The sequence below is a fragment of the Phyllobacterium sp. TAF24 genome (assembly GCF_052113785.1).
Lineage (GTDB): Bacteria > Pseudomonadota > Alphaproteobacteria > Rhizobiales > Rhizobiaceae > Phyllobacterium.
This window is the reverse complement of sequence record NZ_JBFRDN010000013.1, coordinates 26,474-40,194: the sequence shown is the minus strand read 5'-3', so window position 1 is coordinate 40,194 and position 13,721 is coordinate 26,474. Positions and strand designations below refer to the sequence as shown.

Genomic DNA, 13,721 nt, shown 5'->3' with positions numbered 1-13,721 from the left:
TCGAGGTACGTGTTGCTGAAATAACACGTGATCCGGAATTTCTACGTCCTATTCGCAAAACCTGATAGAAGTTTGTACAGGCAGATTTGATAGTAAAATAATTCATGAAACATGGGCGAATCATAAATGGACAAAAAAGTGGATTAACAGTCTAAAATGCTATCGCGGCAAGTTTGTAAAAACCACCCAGTCAGGAGAAATCAACTGGATTCGAACGGCGCATGTCTAGATTGGGATGCCGGAGTGGATCAGCGATGATACATTCATGATCCAACTCGTATCGGAACGATAGAACGAGAACTAAGTGTAACGCTCATTTCAAATTTGGGCCTCCTGAGCTTTCAAACATTTACCCATTAGAGCCGAATTGGTAGTCGAGAACCGATGTTAGTAAACCGTGCATTGCCTGCCTTATCTCGGCATTTTCCCAACCGGCCGATATTGCATCATTGTAAAGTTCAATGAGACCGATTGAAGGGATAACAGCCAAAAACCTTTCATACATGGCGTATTCCAGCTCAATGCGTCGATCTGGATGGCCGATGGCCAGTCGTGGCGCTGCAACAGATCTCATATCTCTCCATCAAAGATAGTTCACAGCATCGATGTGTCTGCGACCGTTCCTTTCGTTACTCCGGGATAAATATCTCACCATTTTAGACGACTACATATTCCTTCGAACGCCGCATTTGTGCGCTACCATCCGTAAGGAATCTGGGGCGACAAATGGAAACGCTTTCGCCAATTCTTGCCAAGACGAAGCAGGATAAAGCTTACGGAGAAGATCTAGTTCTGTTTCGGTCCACCGATGTTTCTGCCTGCCGGAAGAAAGTCCCAATCGCTGGAATTGATTGCGTATCGCCGACGCTGACCGATGCGGCAACACTTCCGCCATTGCCCTGTAATCCGGATAATGGCGACGGCAAAGAACAATTTCACTTTGCGTCCATTCTCTTATCAAGTCACTCCCCAACACATCCTCCTCCCCTTACGCTCCCAATAGCCCCGGTGACGCCAAACCCGCGATTTGGAATATTGCGTTAATATCGACGCTGCAAAATTGTCGATGATCGTTATAGCTCGATGATCCAGATGGATCGCTCATTTCAGAAAATTGGCAACCAGAGGCGCTCAATCAGAGTTAGGCCAACCTCAAGACTCTCGAGGAAGGTGACGATATTCCCCAGACTGATTTTCTGCAGCGAACAATGACCGCTAATATTCGCGAAGCGAAGAGGGCAAGTCTGATACTTGGAAGAATCCGAGACTATATTGTCTACAAAAGYGCCTCCCCGGAAGCCACCGAACTCAACAGTTCAATCTTGGACATTGTTGAAATACTCAATCCGGAAATCAAGCGCCAAGGGGTTTCATTGATGCTTRATCTTGCTGAACCATCACCCACTGCGAGCATCAATAAAATAGAACTTGAGCAGGTTATCCATAATCTCGTCCGCAATGCAATTGACGCACTTAGCGCATCGCATCAGACAGTAAAACACACCTTATCGTGCTCACGAAAGTGCGTGCGGTAGAGCGAAAGACGACAGCTGCCGCAATCGTGGAAGAAGCGTTGCGAAGATATTTTGAAGATTGAAGACGAACCATTGTCCAAGGAAAATATCATGTCAAAGAAAGTCAACCACAGAATGCCGAAATCAATGGCCACCGATGAGCTGTTGGCAACAGAGACAGCGCTTACCGAAAATGATGTGGATCTTGGGTTGCAACGCCTGCAAATTCAGCTTGACCCTTCCGTCATTGCTGAAACCAAAATCCGCGCTGTTCGTGACCGCACCACGGCGTCCGCAATCGTTACAGCAGCCCTGCAAGCATACCTGAAACTGTAGCCCTCGCATGCGCGTGCGTGCACGCGCGAGGCAACCACTTGGAAATTCCACCTTTTTGGAGCGACGCGAGTTGTCATCGAATAGCAAATTGAAGCAGATTGTCGACAAGATCGAGCGTTTGGATGCGACGATCAAAGACCACAACGAAGAGAAGTCCGACGTCTACAAGGACGCAAAGGGTAGCGGCTATGATGTGAAGGCTTTGCGCAAGGTGATCGCCATTCGCCGGAAGGGTATCGAAAAACATGATGAGGAAGAAGCCGTTGTAACAAATTACTTGGCGGAGTTGGGCTGATGGAAACACCGCCAAGCCCGCGCGAGATTTACCTGAAAGGGTTGCAGGATCTCGCCAAAGAACATGGCAATGACTACGCCATGCAGGCGGCGGCAACCACGATGGCTAATCTGTTGGCCATGGTGAGCATGGCAATGTACCGCCTGTCAGCTCCCCCTTTATTCCTTCCTCCTGAAACGCCACCCACAAAGCGGAAGAAGAATTGAGATGTCGGTGATGACGAAGATCGCCATCTATGGTGGGACAGGCAGCGGCAAATATGTGCTTGCCCTGCAACTGCATCACGACAACCCAATTCTGGGGGAACCGATCCTGATCAAGTCACCCGCAGACTTGAGGCCGTTTTTGAGTTCACCACATACGGGAATTGGCATTGTGAATGCGACAAACGTGCAAAACATCATTTTGAAAGTTCGGTCGATGGACTTGGCGCCTGTCCTGTTCGTTCCAGCTCCGGCAGAGGTCGAAGCTTGGGGCGAGCGCCTGGCGGACGAAGCGGCGGCTTGGGACTGGCTGACAGGCCTGCAGGTCTCGGACACGCAATCCAGTGAGGTGACTGATCACGATGCGTTGAATGAGCCGGTCGTTGTATTGATTAGCTCAAATTGACAAAGACCCCGGCGCGTGAGCGTACCGGGGTCTTTAGCTGAAGACGTGGGAGAGACCCGGCTTCAGCGCAAACGGGTAGTGCGCTGGCTCGATGCCAGCGCGCTGCACGAGGGCGGCTACAGATAGTTCTGGGTAGGTTCAGGCCGCCGCGCTGACATCAAACTCGAAATGAATGCGCTCGTAGGGAAAGCTCACGCCATTGTCGGTCCGGTCGATAATCCCCGCATTGACAAGGGTGGTTATATCCCGGTGAACTGCCTGCACGTCACGATTGACGCGGCGCGCTATTTCTCTGATCGACAGCGAACCTTGTCCAGCCAGCGCCTTAACAATGGCAAGACGCAAAGGAGCGAGCACGCGGTGCATATCGTCATAACTCACAAAATTGACGGTTGGCTCCATTGCAGCCACCTCTCCGGCAAGTGCGCGGCGGCCAGCTTCGACAAAACGGCTTTTGGCATCTGCTATCGTCGCCAGTTTCACAATCAATGTTGTCATTGCAGCATCCTTTCCATGTCGGCCTGAAATGTCTCGAACAAGGCTTCAAGTGAGGTGAATTCTATGAGCTCTTCTTGGTCGCCAATGTGCCGGTGATCGCCCTTGCCTCGCTCATTGTCGTATCGCAGGACACAGACACCATTCACGAAAGAAATTGGCCGAGCTTGCCAGCATCAGCCTAACATCGCTTGAAAATTATGGATATGGCCATCATAAGCCTTCATTTGAAGCCATTTTGACGCTCTGCAGTACCTTGGAAGTTTCGCCTAATCACCTCTTGGGATGGTCCTGCCAAGAAGATGCTGAGAAAACGTCTTGAGGCCTATCTGAAAACATCACCCCAATTTCGTTCTGATAAATCTAATCGTCGCCATTTTGTCGGGTCGCTCACTACCATATATCTCGAGGCAATGACCTGACCGAATATGCAGCCCGTACTACTCATTCATGTATCCAGATTTCTCGACCATGACGGCGCCAACCCTGATCATCGTCGGCGACCGTGATGTGGGCAGGCTTTCGATACGTGGCGCTGAGTGGTGGCATGATGCCTACGATTTGAGTCCCTCACCCAAGGCATTGTTTACGGCCTATGGCGGCGAGCATGCTCTTAGCGGCATCCCCGGTTACGAGGCACGCGAGACGAACGGCCCCAGCGGGTCGGCGCGAATTGACATGTTCGGCGCGCGATATCCCGACGGCATCAATGTGCCACTCGCAGGGTCAAACCATGGGGACTAACCGTCCTCCATATGCCTCCTTCTCGAATTCATGACCTGCTTCCCCCGGAAGAGACTTGCCATCCTTGAAATCTCCCCAATGAACCATCTCATGCAGAACCGTGCGTTCAATCATAAGGCGCATTGTTTCGGGGTTTTCATATATGCCCGACTTCTCGATACTGTCACAAACACTCATTGCGATAAAAACGGTATTCTTGTACCTGTGATCAAACTGGCCTTTCAACATGTGGCCAGGTTTTCGTTTCTGGGGTGTTTGAACCATAGCCCGACAGTCTATCGTCGGCAGGCTGCCGAGTGTCAGAGCAGAGTTGGCGGCTGCCTCGCTTAGCTGAGCGTGCCGCATGAACGCCTTGAATATCTTTGTGTTATACTTTGTCTTCGGAATATTTTCGAATATCCATTTCGATACATTTGGATAGTCTTTAATCATTCGAGATGAAAGTTTCATGCTTTTACCCTGTGGCCTTGATCCGCGGATCAATTACACCGGCCATATTAATTGGCAAGTGTGAGGAGATCGCGCGACTAAGGCTCTGTTGGAGCGGATATCCTCTGCCTTTGTCGAAGCGACGGTGAACACCGTTATCAGCAAGCGTTTCGCCAAAAAACAATAGATGCAATGGACCAAGCAGGGTGCGCATCTGCTATTGCAGACGCGGACAAAGACACTGGACGGATCGCTTAGATCGACCCTCGAGGGTTGGTATCCGGGTATGGCAAACCACACCGATCGGAACCGCCGTCGCAGAGCGGCCGCGTGATGCCCCACAACTTTATACGGTCCCCTAAGAGACCGCTACGCGCCACGCTCCCAACAAACGGATTGTGTGAACTTTTTACACGTACTTTTAAGCTACCCGATCTTAGGCCGAATTGCTTGCCTGCTCCGCACTGGAAGCTGCTGGAAGCGGTTTAATCCGAGGGAATTCATAACCATTTACCTTGGATGTCATATATCCCGCCCCGACCAGCGCTTCGGCAACCTTGACGGCAGCCGTGACGCCGTCAATGACGGGAATACCGGTCGCAACGCTGAGCCGGTCACACAACAGGGACATACCGGCACAGCCAAGAACGATCGCTTCTGCGCGGTCTTCCTGCTTCGCCTTGCCGATCTCCATCACAAGCAGACGCTCTGCCTCGACGGGGTCTTCATCCAGTCCCAGCACCGGCAAATTGATGGCGCGCACATTGCGGCAATGGTGATTCGCGCCGTAAGCGCTGACCAGATCTTCGATGATCGGGATGGAGCGGGGCAATGTCGTGATCACCGTGAAGCGCCGGCTGATGGTCATCGCGACCTGTATGGCCGCCTGACAGATGCCGATCACCGGACCCCGCGCAATCTCCCGCGCCGCATGCAAGCCGGGATCATCGAAACAGGCAATGACATAGGCGTCAACGCCCTGCGCCTGCCCTTTGCGTATCTCGGAAAGCATGGCCGGAACAGCCATGGCTTCGTCGGCCAAGCCCTCGATGCTCACCGGCGTATCCACGGGGTTAACCGCGGTGATGCGCGTTGTCGGATAGGCCACCCGAACCGCACTTTCCAGAACCTGGGAAGTCATGGACGCGGTGGAATTTGGATTGATGAGAAGAATATGCACGGTCGAGTTCCTTCAGCGCCACTCAGTCGCGGCGGGAATTGATAAAATCGGCAATTGGCGGAGGCGACAGAACGAACTGTCGATCAGAGGTGATGTAATTATCGGCGTGGAGACGGGCGATGGGTTGATAGACGTCCGGATTGACGTAGCGCCCCTCCGCATCGAGGCAATCACGGCGCACATGCATGTGGACGACTTCGCCAAGGACAAGCACCCGCTTCGGAAATTCGATCAGGCGCTCGACGCGGCATTCCAGGGCGCAGGGAGCCGTGGCGGCATAGGTGGCATCGATCTGGTTGCATGCGGCTGCCTCCAGACCGGCCATTTCCAGCTCGTCCACCTCACTGTCGAAACCCAACCCGCAAATAAGCATCTGCTGCGCCATACTCATGTCGACCATGTTGACGGCAAACTCACCCGTGCGGCGGATATTGGCGATCGTGTCTTTCTCTTCCCCGGACGGCCGTGGCTGTACGCCGAGGATCAGAATCGGCGGATCATGCGAGAACACATTGAAGAAGCTCATGGGAGCCGCATTGCTGCGACCGGCGCTTGATCTGGTGGTTACCAAGGCGATCGGCCGCGGGCCGACAAAATTCGTCAGCAGACGATATCGGCTCTCCGGCTCAAGCTCTGTAAAATCAAACTGCATTCCGACTCTCCCGTTTCGCTATATAGTATACAATTAATATAATTATTGTCTACAATCATGCAGACAAAACGAGTTGACATTTTCCGTTTGATCGCGATTGTCTGTCATGATCGGGAGACATGCAGATGACTGAACAAGCAGGGGCTTCAACACAGCAGATTGTTGAACGGGTATGGCTTTCTATTGCCGAGCGCAAGCTTCGACCCGGCGTGCAACTGAAGGAAGGGCAACTGGCAGCGATCTTCGACGTCAGCCGCGCCCGCATCCGCCAGGCACTGGCTGCACTTGAACGGGATGGACTTGTCACGATCATCCCGAACCGCGGCGCATTTGTCTGCCAGCCTTCGGTGGACGARGCCCGGGATGTCTTTTTTGTGCGCCGCGCGGTCGAACGCTGCATTGTAGAGCGGCTTTGCAAATCAATCTCCAAGGTCAATGTCACGCGGCTGCAAACCCATGTTTCCAAGGAACGAACCGCCAATGCGCAGGATAGCACAACCGATATCATCAAGCTGTCAGGCGGCTTCCATCTCTTGCTTGCAGAGGTCGCGAATTCGGACTTTCTTTTCGCCACGATGCGCGATCTGATCGCAAGAAGTTCCCTCATCACGGCGGTCTACCGCAACACCAACCGCTTCAATTGCGGGCCGGACGAGCACGCCGAAATCGTCGACGCAATCGCAAACGGCGATCTTTCCAAAGCAACAGGGCTCATGGAACACCACCTTGAGCATGTGGAGTCCGAGCTCGATCTGAGCGAAATCCGTGATCTTCCGCACGATCTGCGCTCGGCGCTCGCCTGAACCGCTGACCATCACCGTGCCGCATGTGCAGCCTGTTCTTCGACCAGGTGGCATGCCACACGCGTGCCGCCCGAAAGGGTGCGGACCTCGGGCACCTCGGCCGAGCAACGCCCGATTGCAACCGGGCAGCGCGGGTGGAAAGTACAACCGGATGGCGGTTTGAGCGGGCTCGGCACCTCACCGCCGCCAACGACCCGGTCCCTGTTCGGCTGCTGCACGTTGGGGATCGTCTGCAGCAGAAGCCGCGTATAGGGATGACGTGGATTGGCAAACAGCTCTTCCGTATCCCCTTCTTCAACGATGCGCCCGAGATACATGACCGCAATGCGATCCGACATGTGCCTGACAACACTCATGTCATGGCTGATGAAGAGATAGGTAAGGCCGAGTTCGTCCTGCAGTTTGCGCATGAGATTGAGAACCTGCGCCTGCACCGACACATCGAGCGCAGATGTCGGCTCATCGCACACGAGGAATTCAGGTTCGCTGGCGAGCGCCCGTGCGATTGAAATGCGCTGGCGCTGGCCGCCCGAAAACTCATGCGGATATTTTTCGCCATCCGAAGCCGACAACCCGACGGTTTCGAGCAGTTCCTCAACGCGTTCGGTAATTTCAACCGAGGTTTTGAGCAGTTTCATCTCGCGCAACGGCTCGGCAACAATGTTCTTCACACGCCAGCGGGGATTGAGGGAGGCATAGGGGTCCTGAAAGATCATCTGCACCGAAAGCGGTGCCCCGTTGCGCCCCAGCGCGAAGCGAAGTTGACCGCTGCTGGGCTTGTGCAGTCCGGTTACAAGACGCGCAACCGTTGATTTGCCGCAGCCGCTTTCTCCGACGATGCTCAGGCATCCACCGGCGGGTACGGTAAAGCTGATATCATTGACGGCCTGCAGAAGCTGCCGCGGTTTGCGCTCGATAACCCGGCTCAGCCATGGTGCCGAGAGATCGAATGTCTTGACAAGACGTTCGGCGGTAAAAGCCGGCTTTTTTTGTCCGGTCCCGGTCATGCGGTTCCTCCCGCGTTGAGCCAGCAGGCGCTTGCGCCATCGCCCGCCGGCCTGAGTTCAGGTTGCTCTCGAATACAGCGCGGCCCGACCGATTTGCAGCGCGGATTGAAGGCGCACCCATCTGGAATCGCGTCGAGCCGGGGCATGGATCCGTCGATCTGGTTGAGCCGCTCCACACGGGCAGCAAGTGCCGGAATGGAGGCCATGAGACCACGGGTGTAGGGATGTGACGACGCGTGCAGAACCTGCTTGACCGGGCCAACCTCGATGAGCCGGCCGGCATACATGACCGCCACCCTGTCGGCTGCTTCTGCAATGACACCCATATCATGGGTAACCAGCATGACGGCCGTGCGCTTCTCCTTGCACAGCCTGCGCAGCAGCGAAATGATCTGCGCCTGAATGGACACGTCCAGCGCCGTGGTCGGTTCGTCGGCGATCACCAGCTTGGGCGCCGCCGCGAGTGCCAGGGCTATGACCACTCTCTGCCGCATTCCACCGGAAAACTGGTGCGGGTAGTGGTTGACCCGTTCGTCCGGGGAAGGAATGCCGACCTCTCCAAGCAATTCGATCGCCCGAGCCTTCGCCTGCGATTTGCTCATGTTGAGATGCTGGCGGATCGTCTCGCCCAGCTGGGCCCCGACGCTAAACAGCGGATTGAGCGAGGTCAGCGGATCCTGGAAGATCGCGCCAATTTTACGGCCGCGGATTTTTTCCATTTCATAGTCATCAAGCGTGTCGATCCGTCGTTTTTCCAGCCAGATTTCGCCGCCGCTGATATGGCCGGGGCGCTCAAGCAGCCCCTGGATGGCCAGGCCGGTCATCGACTTTCCAGCGCCGGATTCACCGACCACACCGAGAATCTCGCCCGCTCGGATGTCGAGGCTCACATCCGAAAGCGCGGCCACCGTCCCGTGGCGGCCGGGAAATTCCACCGTGAGATTGCGAACCTCAAGGATGGGTTGATCTATTGTTTCACCCATGTGCGCTGCTCTCTATTGGATAACTTGGAGGGAATATTTCTGCGACCGGCGGATGCGCCCAGCTTCGCTCGGGATATTTGGCAATCAACCCGTCAAACTGTTTCTGTATCCGTTCCCGCGCAGACGCCATGTCGATGCCCGCAACCTCACCAAACAACATGGAGGGACGCCCGTCGACAAAGGTCGCCCGCGTTACCCTGCCCGAACCGCCTGCAACAAGGGTTGTGATCGGATCGATCGACGGCGCCATGATCACATCATCAAGGCCGAACACCGCAATGTCAGCGCGTGCCCCCGATGAAAGGTGGCCAAGGTCAGTCCTACCGAGCGCTCTCGCGCCGCCAAGCGTTGCAGCATCAAAAAGATCGGCACAGCGTATCCGATCGGGCGCGCCGTCATTGATGCGTGAGGTCATTAGACCAACAAGCAGGTTCATCAGCATGTCAGCCGGCGCCGTATCGGTGCCCATTGCAATGTTGATCCCACGGGTTCTGCATGCGGAAAACGAATTCAGCGTGTTGCCGCCACGGGCTGACACCAGCGGGCAATGCACGATCGACACGCCATTGGCCGCATAAAGACGCAGATCTTCATCCGTTGCATTGGTTGCGTGCGGAGCAATCAGCCGCTCACTCAACAGTCCTGATTTTGCGAGCCAGACCGGTGCAGTCGATCCATGCAATGCGCGGACCGTCTCGACTTCCATGATGCCTTGCGCCATGTGCAGGCGGATCCTGCAACCAAGTTCGCGTGCGACGGCATCGGTGCGTTGCAGTAATTCGGTTGTGCAGGTCTCAACACGGTCCGGAACAAGCATACCCCGCACGAGATCGTCATGACGCCCGGTCTGCCGTTCGATGAAGCGCGCGGCATCTTCCAAGCCGCGCAAACCGCGTTCCTCGTCGAACACCGGTCGTATCTGGCCCGGACTTTCAAGAACCATGCCGCCCGACCGATRGGCAGGACTGAGATAGACCCGCAGGCCGAGGTCTCCAGCCGCATCTGCAGCCGCGTCGAACTCGGATACGGTCTCACCCCATTTGCGATAGAACAGCGATGCGATGGGCGCGGCGGTGGTTATACCGTTCAGCAGAAGCTGACCGAAGGCAAACCGCTTCTGGAAGGCCAGCTCTTCGGGCGTGTACAACTCATAGGGACCGGCATCGACATAGCTGCGGGGCCATATCCGCCCTTTGGCCCAACCGGGATGGTTGTCGATACCGAGGATCGTCGTGTCGAGATCGGAGAGTGCATCGAGGTCGATGAACCCTGGACTGATCAACGACGTCCCGAAATCGATACGGCGTGCCACCTCACCCGGAAAGTCGTGTCCGGCGAACAGAATTTCGCCGTTCTCGAACACGACTTCTCCCTTGTGGATAAGGCGATGGGTTCCGTCACCATGGCCGAGCACCCAATCGGCAGTCAGCAACGTGCGCCCCTCGGGTCTGCGGCCAAGCGTCAGTGTCTCAAATCCGGCTCTGGTCATGGCATGTCCACAATGGCTTGGCCTTGCCGTGCCGTGATACGTCCGCCTTTGATGACCAGCGGACGCGGGGCAATGTCGACAACCGCATGCGCCAGGGTTTCACCCGTCAGAAGAGCCAGGTCGGCCGTGCACCCGATCTGCAGACCATAGCCCTCGATGCGCATGACATCCGCCCCCCCCTGCGAGACGATATGCAGAACATGCTCAAGTTCGCGATCTTTGCGCAGCCCGTTCTTCATGCCGATAATCTTGGCCCTGTCGAGCATGTCGGGCTGCCCCCACGGCCCCCAGGTATCGCGGATACCATCGCAGCCGCAGCCGACGCGTATGCCGGCTTCCTTCAGCCGCATGACCGAGGGAACGGTGGCAGATGGCGCGCCTGTGGTGAGGATCGCCACGTCAAGCGCTGCGAGTTCATCGATCAGCTTTCCAACCCGCAGATAGTCGTTCATTCCAAGCGCGAACGCATGGCTTATGGCGACCTTACCTCGCATGCCGTTTGCACGGATACGCTCAAAAATGAGTTCCATGGTGAATGCGCCGAGATCACCAATTTCGTGCAGATGGATATCTATGGGCCGTTGATGTTTGACGGCAAGCGCAAATATCGTGTCGAGCTGGCCCTTCGGGTCGCGATCTATACCGCAGGGATCGATGCCTCCCAGCACCTCACAACCTTGCCGGAGAGCCTCGTCCAGCAGTTCGGCGGTACCCGGCATGACCACGACACCGGATTGGGGGAAGGCTACGATTTCGATGTCGATGATACCGCGCAGTTTCTCACGGGTTTCCCAGATGCCTTCCACGATGGATAGGCCGTGGGTCGGGTCAATGTCAACATGGCTGCGGATATGGGTTGCACCATGCGCCGCCAGCCCGATCGCGTGGCGCATGGACTGCCGGTGCGGATCAATGCCGATCGCACTGCGGTTCTCACGTTCGAAATCAATGCGCTCACGCAGCACTGCCGCCCGGTTGTTCTCGTGCCACGGCATACCCCATGTCGTCTTGTCGAGATGTGTATGAGCGTCGATAAGACCCGGAATGACAATGGAGTTGCCTCCGTCCTCGACCGGCATGCCAGGCTCCGGCGCAAATTGACCGAAAGCAGCAATCTTCCCATCCTTGATCAGGATATCACAGCTGTCGCCAGCCATGGGCCGTACGTTACGCAGCAATAGATTGGTCATGTGTCGTCTACCTCAATTTCGGGTTTAGGGCGTCGCGCAGCCAGTCGCCGAGCAGGTTCACCGCAACAACGAGAAGGCAAAGCTGGAGCACGGGAAACAGCACGATCCACCACGAGCCGGAAAACAGGAACTGGTTGCCGATGCGGATCAAGGTTCCGAGCGACGGCTGGCTGGGTGGCATGCCTATGCCGAGGAAAGACAGCGTCGCCTCGGTCAGAATAGCCATGCCGAAGTTCAGTGTCGCCGCCACCAGGACCGGTGTGAGCGTGTTTGGCAGGATGTGATTGGCCATGATCCGGCGGGCCGGCACTCTGATGAGCCTGGCTGCGTGCACATAGTCCTTGCCGCACTCCACGATCGTCTGGGCACGGACCGTGCGTGCATACTGAACCCATGCGGACAGTGCAATTGCAAACACCAGCACGGCCGACGCACCCATTTCCCGGAGCTCTGCGGGAAGCATTTGCCGAACGACCGTCGAAACCAGGATGGCCACGAGAATGGTGGGGATCGACAAGGTGACATCGCCGATACGCATCAGAAGATTGTCGACAAAGCCGCCGAAATAGCCCGCCACCAGACCGGCACTCATGCCGATCATCAGGGACAGGGCGACCGACGCTATGCCGATAAAAATGGAAATACGTGTCCCGTAAAGGATAGCCGAGAGCATATCGCGGCCCTGCGTGTCGGTTCCGAGCAAATAGGGCCATTCACCGCCCTGCTCCCAGATGGGCGGCAGCTCCGCTTTCCACATGTCCAGCTGTGCCCCGTCATAGGGGTTTTGCGCCGCGATCAACGGCGCGAACACTGCCGTGAGGATCAGGATTGCCAGAATGACGGCACCTGCGATTGCCACCTTGCTGTGGGTGAACGACCACCAGAGGTCGCTGTTGCGTATACGCCTAAGAAGCGGCGCTCGCGCAGGCCTTGGTACTTTCGGTGTCTTCGATACATCTGTTGTCATCGGACAGGTCCCTAACTCCGGGGCTAGCGTGTGCTGCGCAAACGCGGATCGATGACCGCATAGGCGATATCCACGAGCATGTTCAGAACAACGAAAATGAAGGAGATGATGCACAGATATGCCGCCATCACGGGGATATCGATGAATGTCACCGCCTGGATGAACAGCATACCCATGCCCGGCCACTGAAAGACGGTTTCCGTGATAAGCGCGAAGGCGATCAATGAGCCGACATTCATCGCCGTCATAGTGACAACAGGCATGAGGCAGTTTCTCAGGGCATGGCGGAAATAGATGCGCCCGCGGGGAATACCCCTCGCCCGCGCGAATTTAATGTAATCGGACCGGAGCACTTCCAGCATCTCTGCCCGCACCAGCCGCATGATCAGCGTGATCTGGTAAAGCGATAGCGCGATCGATGGAAGAATGAGAGCAGCCCGTCCCGACGATGTCAGCAACCCCGTTGACCACCAGCCAAGTTTGACGACGTCGCCTCGTCCGAATGCCGGCAGCCACCCCATGCTGACCGAGAACACCAGGATCAGCAGAATACCGACGACGAAGCTGGGCAAGGACACGCCGACAATGGAGAGGAACTGGAGGCCCTCCGTATACCACTTGCCGCGCTTGATTGCCGTCAGAACGCCTAGAGGAATGCCGAACACCAGTGAAATGAGCGTTGCCACCAGCACCAGTTCCAGGGTTGCGGGAAACCGGTCGGCGATGAGCGTCAGCACATCCTGGCCATTGCGATAGGAGATACCAAAATTGCCCTCAGCCGCATGGACAACAAAGCGGATGTACTGGGTGGGCAGGTCGTCGTTGAGACCCAGACGTTCCCGCAGATTGTCGCGATCCGCCTGCGTCATCTGTTCATTCGCCATAAGCTCAACCGGGTCGCCGGCAAGCCGGAAAATCAGGAAGGCGAGCATGGCGACTGCGAGCATCACCAGGATTGCGTTTGCCAAGCGCCTCACAATAAAAACCAGCATCTGTCGCCTCCCTTAATTCTGTCTGCCTTGAACCCG

Annotated in this window: 18 protein-coding genes and 2 pseudogenes; 8 read left to right on the top strand and 12 right to left on the bottom strand. The window is 56.0% G+C overall.

Annotation, left to right across the window (positions count from 1 at the left end):
• Positions 1 to 349: 349 nt before the first annotated feature.
• Positions 350 to 574, bottom strand: a complete 225-nt coding sequence (locus AB4Y96_RS13140; RefSeq protein ID WP_441917890.1) for a hypothetical protein — start codon at positions 572 to 574, stop codon at positions 350 to 352.
• Positions 575 to 1,625: 1,051 nt separating this feature from the next.
• Between AB4Y96_RS13140 and AB4Y96_RS13135 the strand changes: the two genes are divergently transcribed.
• The 4 genes from AB4Y96_RS13135 to AB4Y96_RS13120 all read left to right on the top strand — a co-directional run bounded on the left by AB4Y96_RS13135 (position 1,626) and on the right by AB4Y96_RS13120 (position 2,754).
• Positions 1,626 to 1,850 carry a hypothetical protein gene (locus AB4Y96_RS13135; RefSeq protein WP_441917889.1) on the top strand — a complete coding sequence of 75 codons (225 nt, stop codon included), beginning with the start codon at positions 1,626 to 1,628 and terminating at the stop codon, positions 1,848 to 1,850.
• 70 nt (positions 1,851 to 1,920) lie between these two features.
• Positions 1,921 to 2,145: a DUF2312 domain-containing protein gene (locus AB4Y96_RS13130; protein ID WP_441917887.1), complete on the top strand. Its 225-nt coding sequence runs from the start codon at positions 1,921 to 1,923 to the stop codon at positions 2,143 to 2,145.
• Positions 2,145 to 2,351 carry a hypothetical protein gene (locus AB4Y96_RS13125; RefSeq protein ID WP_441917885.1) on the top strand — a complete coding sequence of 69 codons (207 nt, stop codon included), beginning with the start codon at positions 2,145 to 2,147 and terminating at the stop codon, positions 2,349 to 2,351. The genes AB4Y96_RS13130 and AB4Y96_RS13125 overlap by 1 nt, the downstream gene beginning before the upstream one ends.
• A 1-nt stretch (position 2,352) precedes the next feature.
• A complete protein-coding gene (locus AB4Y96_RS13120) occupies positions 2,353 to 2,754 on the top strand; it encodes a hypothetical protein (protein ID WP_441917883.1) in 402 nt (133 codons plus the stop codon).
• 138 nt (positions 2,755 to 2,892) lie between these two features.
• Here AB4Y96_RS13120 and AB4Y96_RS13115 read toward each other — a convergent pair whose 3' ends face one another.
• Both AB4Y96_RS13115 and AB4Y96_RS13110 read right to left on the bottom strand, forming a co-directional pair.
• Positions 2,893 to 3,252, bottom strand: a complete 360-nt coding sequence (locus tag AB4Y96_RS13115) for an HVO_A0114 family putative DNA-binding protein (RefSeq protein WP_441917881.1) — start codon at positions 3,250 to 3,252, stop codon at positions 2,893 to 2,895.
• Positions 3,249 to 3,398 (bottom strand): annotated as a pseudogene (locus tag AB4Y96_RS13110) (toxin-antitoxin system TumE family protein); the annotation flags it as partial. The gene AB4Y96_RS13115 and the pseudogene AB4Y96_RS13110, both read right to left, overlap by 4 nt.
• Before the next feature lie 8 nt (positions 3,399 to 3,406).
• Here AB4Y96_RS13110 and AB4Y96_RS13105 point away from each other — a divergent pair.
• Positions 3,407 to 3,571, top strand: coding sequence for a hypothetical protein (locus AB4Y96_RS13105; protein WP_441917880.1), 165 nt, complete (start codon positions 3,407 to 3,409; stop codon positions 3,569 to 3,571).
• Between the two features lie 149 nt (positions 3,572 to 3,720).
• The gene (locus tag AB4Y96_RS13100; protein ID WP_441917878.1) at positions 3,721 to 3,993 is read left to right on the top strand and encodes a hypothetical protein; all 273 of its coding nucleotides are present in this window, start codon (positions 3,721 to 3,723) and stop codon (positions 3,991 to 3,993) included.
• Here AB4Y96_RS13100 and AB4Y96_RS13095 read toward each other — a convergent pair.
• Complete coding sequence (locus AB4Y96_RS13095; RefSeq protein WP_441917876.1) at positions 3,976 to 4,443, bottom strand: hypothetical protein; 468 nt, start codon at positions 4,441 to 4,443, stop codon at positions 3,976 to 3,978. The genes AB4Y96_RS13100 and AB4Y96_RS13095 overlap by 18 nt on opposite strands.
• A gap of 91 nt (positions 4,444 to 4,534) precedes the next feature.
• On the opposite strand from AB4Y96_RS13095, the pseudogene AB4Y96_RS13090 reads away from it, so the two are divergent.
• A pseudogene (locus AB4Y96_RS13090) lies at positions 4,535 to 4,756 on the top strand (ISKra4 family transposase); the annotation flags it as partial.
• A 102-nt stretch (positions 4,757 to 4,858) separates the two neighbouring features.
• Here AB4Y96_RS13090 and AB4Y96_RS13085 read toward each other — a convergent pair.
• On the bottom strand, positions 4,859 to 5,602 hold the full coding sequence (locus AB4Y96_RS13085) for an aspartate/glutamate racemase family protein (protein ID WP_441917875.1): 744 nt from the start codon (positions 5,600 to 5,602) through the stop codon (positions 4,859 to 4,861).
• Between the two features lie 22 nt (positions 5,603 to 5,624).
• Entirely contained in the window at positions 5,625 to 6,254 is a 630-nt protein-coding gene (locus AB4Y96_RS13080) for a flavin reductase family protein (protein WP_441917874.1), read from the bottom strand.
• Between the two features lie 125 nt (positions 6,255 to 6,379).
• Here AB4Y96_RS13080 and AB4Y96_RS13075 point away from each other — a divergent pair, with 125 nt between their 5' ends.
• Entirely contained in the window at positions 6,380 to 7,057 is a 678-nt protein-coding gene (locus tag AB4Y96_RS13075; protein ID WP_441917873.1) for a GntR family transcriptional regulator, read from the top strand.
• Between the two features lie 11 nt (positions 7,058 to 7,068).
• Here AB4Y96_RS13075 and AB4Y96_RS13070 read toward each other — a convergent pair whose 3' ends face one another.
• From AB4Y96_RS13070 to AB4Y96_RS13045, 6 genes are read right to left on the bottom strand one after another with little or no spacing between them, the layout of a single operon-like run.
• Entirely contained in the window at positions 7,069 to 8,064 is a 996-nt protein-coding gene (locus tag AB4Y96_RS13070; RefSeq protein ID WP_091882191.1) for an ABC transporter ATP-binding protein, read from the bottom strand.
• Positions 8,061 to 9,047 carry an ABC transporter ATP-binding protein gene (locus AB4Y96_RS13065; protein WP_441917871.1) on the bottom strand — a complete coding sequence of 329 codons (987 nt, stop codon included), beginning with the start codon at positions 9,045 to 9,047 and terminating at the stop codon, positions 8,061 to 8,063. The genes AB4Y96_RS13070 and AB4Y96_RS13065 overlap by 4 nt, the downstream gene beginning before the upstream one ends.
• Complete coding sequence (locus AB4Y96_RS13060) at positions 9,040 to 10,536, bottom strand: amidohydrolase family protein (RefSeq protein WP_441917869.1); 1,497 nt, start codon at positions 10,534 to 10,536, stop codon at positions 9,040 to 9,042. The genes AB4Y96_RS13065 and AB4Y96_RS13060 overlap by 8 nt, the downstream gene beginning before the upstream one ends.
• Positions 10,533 to 11,726 (bottom strand): amidohydrolase family protein, encoded by a 1,194-nt coding sequence (locus AB4Y96_RS13055; RefSeq protein WP_441917867.1) that lies wholly within the window; start codon positions 11,724 to 11,726, stop codon positions 10,533 to 10,535. Before AB4Y96_RS13055 ends, AB4Y96_RS13060 begins: the two co-directional genes overlap by 4 nt.
• A gap of 7 nt (positions 11,727 to 11,733) precedes the next feature.
• Positions 11,734 to 12,693 carry an ABC transporter permease gene (locus AB4Y96_RS13050; protein WP_441917865.1) on the bottom strand — a complete coding sequence of 320 codons (960 nt, stop codon included), beginning with the start codon at positions 12,691 to 12,693 and terminating at the stop codon, positions 11,734 to 11,736.
• Between the two features lie 23 nt (positions 12,694 to 12,716).
• Entirely contained in the window at positions 12,717 to 13,685 is a 969-nt protein-coding gene (locus AB4Y96_RS13045; RefSeq protein WP_091882203.1) for an ABC transporter permease, read from the bottom strand.
• Positions 13,686 to 13,721 lie beyond the last annotated feature (36 nt).

What these genes read in the sequence shown, in the direction of transcription:
- AB4Y96_RS13055 (WP_441917867.1), bottom strand. Translation starts at nt 11,726, where the DNA reads ATGACCAATCTATTGCTGCGTAACGTACGGCCCATGGCTGGCGACAGC.
- AB4Y96_RS13120 (WP_441917883.1), top strand. Translation starts at nt 2,353, where the DNA reads ATGTCGGTGATGACGAAGATCGCCATCTATGGTGGGACAGGCAGCGGC.
- AB4Y96_RS13070 (WP_091882191.1), bottom strand. Translation starts at nt 8,064, where the DNA reads ATGACCGGGACCGGACAAAAAAAGCCGGCTTTTACCGCCGAACGTCTT.
- AB4Y96_RS13045 (WP_091882203.1), bottom strand. Translation starts at nt 13,685, where the DNA reads ATGCTGGTTTTTATTGTGAGGCGCTTGGCAAACGCAATCCTGGTGATG.
- AB4Y96_RS13125 (WP_441917885.1), top strand. Translation starts at nt 2,145, where the DNA reads ATGGAAACACCGCCAAGCCCGCGCGAGATTTACCTGAAAGGGTTGCAG.
- AB4Y96_RS13100 (WP_441917878.1), top strand. Translation starts at nt 3,721, where the DNA reads ATGACGGCGCCAACCCTGATCATCGTCGGCGACCGTGATGTGGGCAGG.
- AB4Y96_RS13135 (WP_441917889.1), top strand. Translation starts at nt 1,626, where the DNA reads ATGTCAAAGAAAGTCAACCACAGAATGCCGAAATCAATGGCCACCGAT.
- AB4Y96_RS13140 (WP_441917890.1), bottom strand. Translation starts at nt 574, where the DNA reads ATGAGATCTGTTGCAGCGCCACGACTGGCCATCGGCCATCCAGATCGA.
- AB4Y96_RS13095 (WP_441917876.1), bottom strand. Translation starts at nt 4,443, where the DNA reads ATGAAACTTTCATCTCGAATGATTAAAGACTATCCAAATGTATCGAAA.
- AB4Y96_RS13050 (WP_441917865.1), bottom strand. Translation starts at nt 12,693, where the DNA reads ATGACAACAGATGTATCGAAGACACCGAAAGTACCAAGGCCTGCGCGA.
- AB4Y96_RS13080 (WP_441917874.1), bottom strand. Translation starts at nt 6,254, where the DNA reads ATGCAGTTTGATTTTACAGAGCTTGAGCCGGAGAGCCGATATCGTCTG.
- AB4Y96_RS13115 (WP_441917881.1), bottom strand. Translation starts at nt 3,252, where the DNA reads ATGACAACATTGATTGTGAAACTGGCGACGATAGCAGATGCCAAAAGC.
- AB4Y96_RS13065 (WP_441917871.1), bottom strand. Translation starts at nt 9,047, where the DNA reads ATGGGTGAAACAATAGATCAACCCATCCTTGAGGTTCGCAATCTCACG.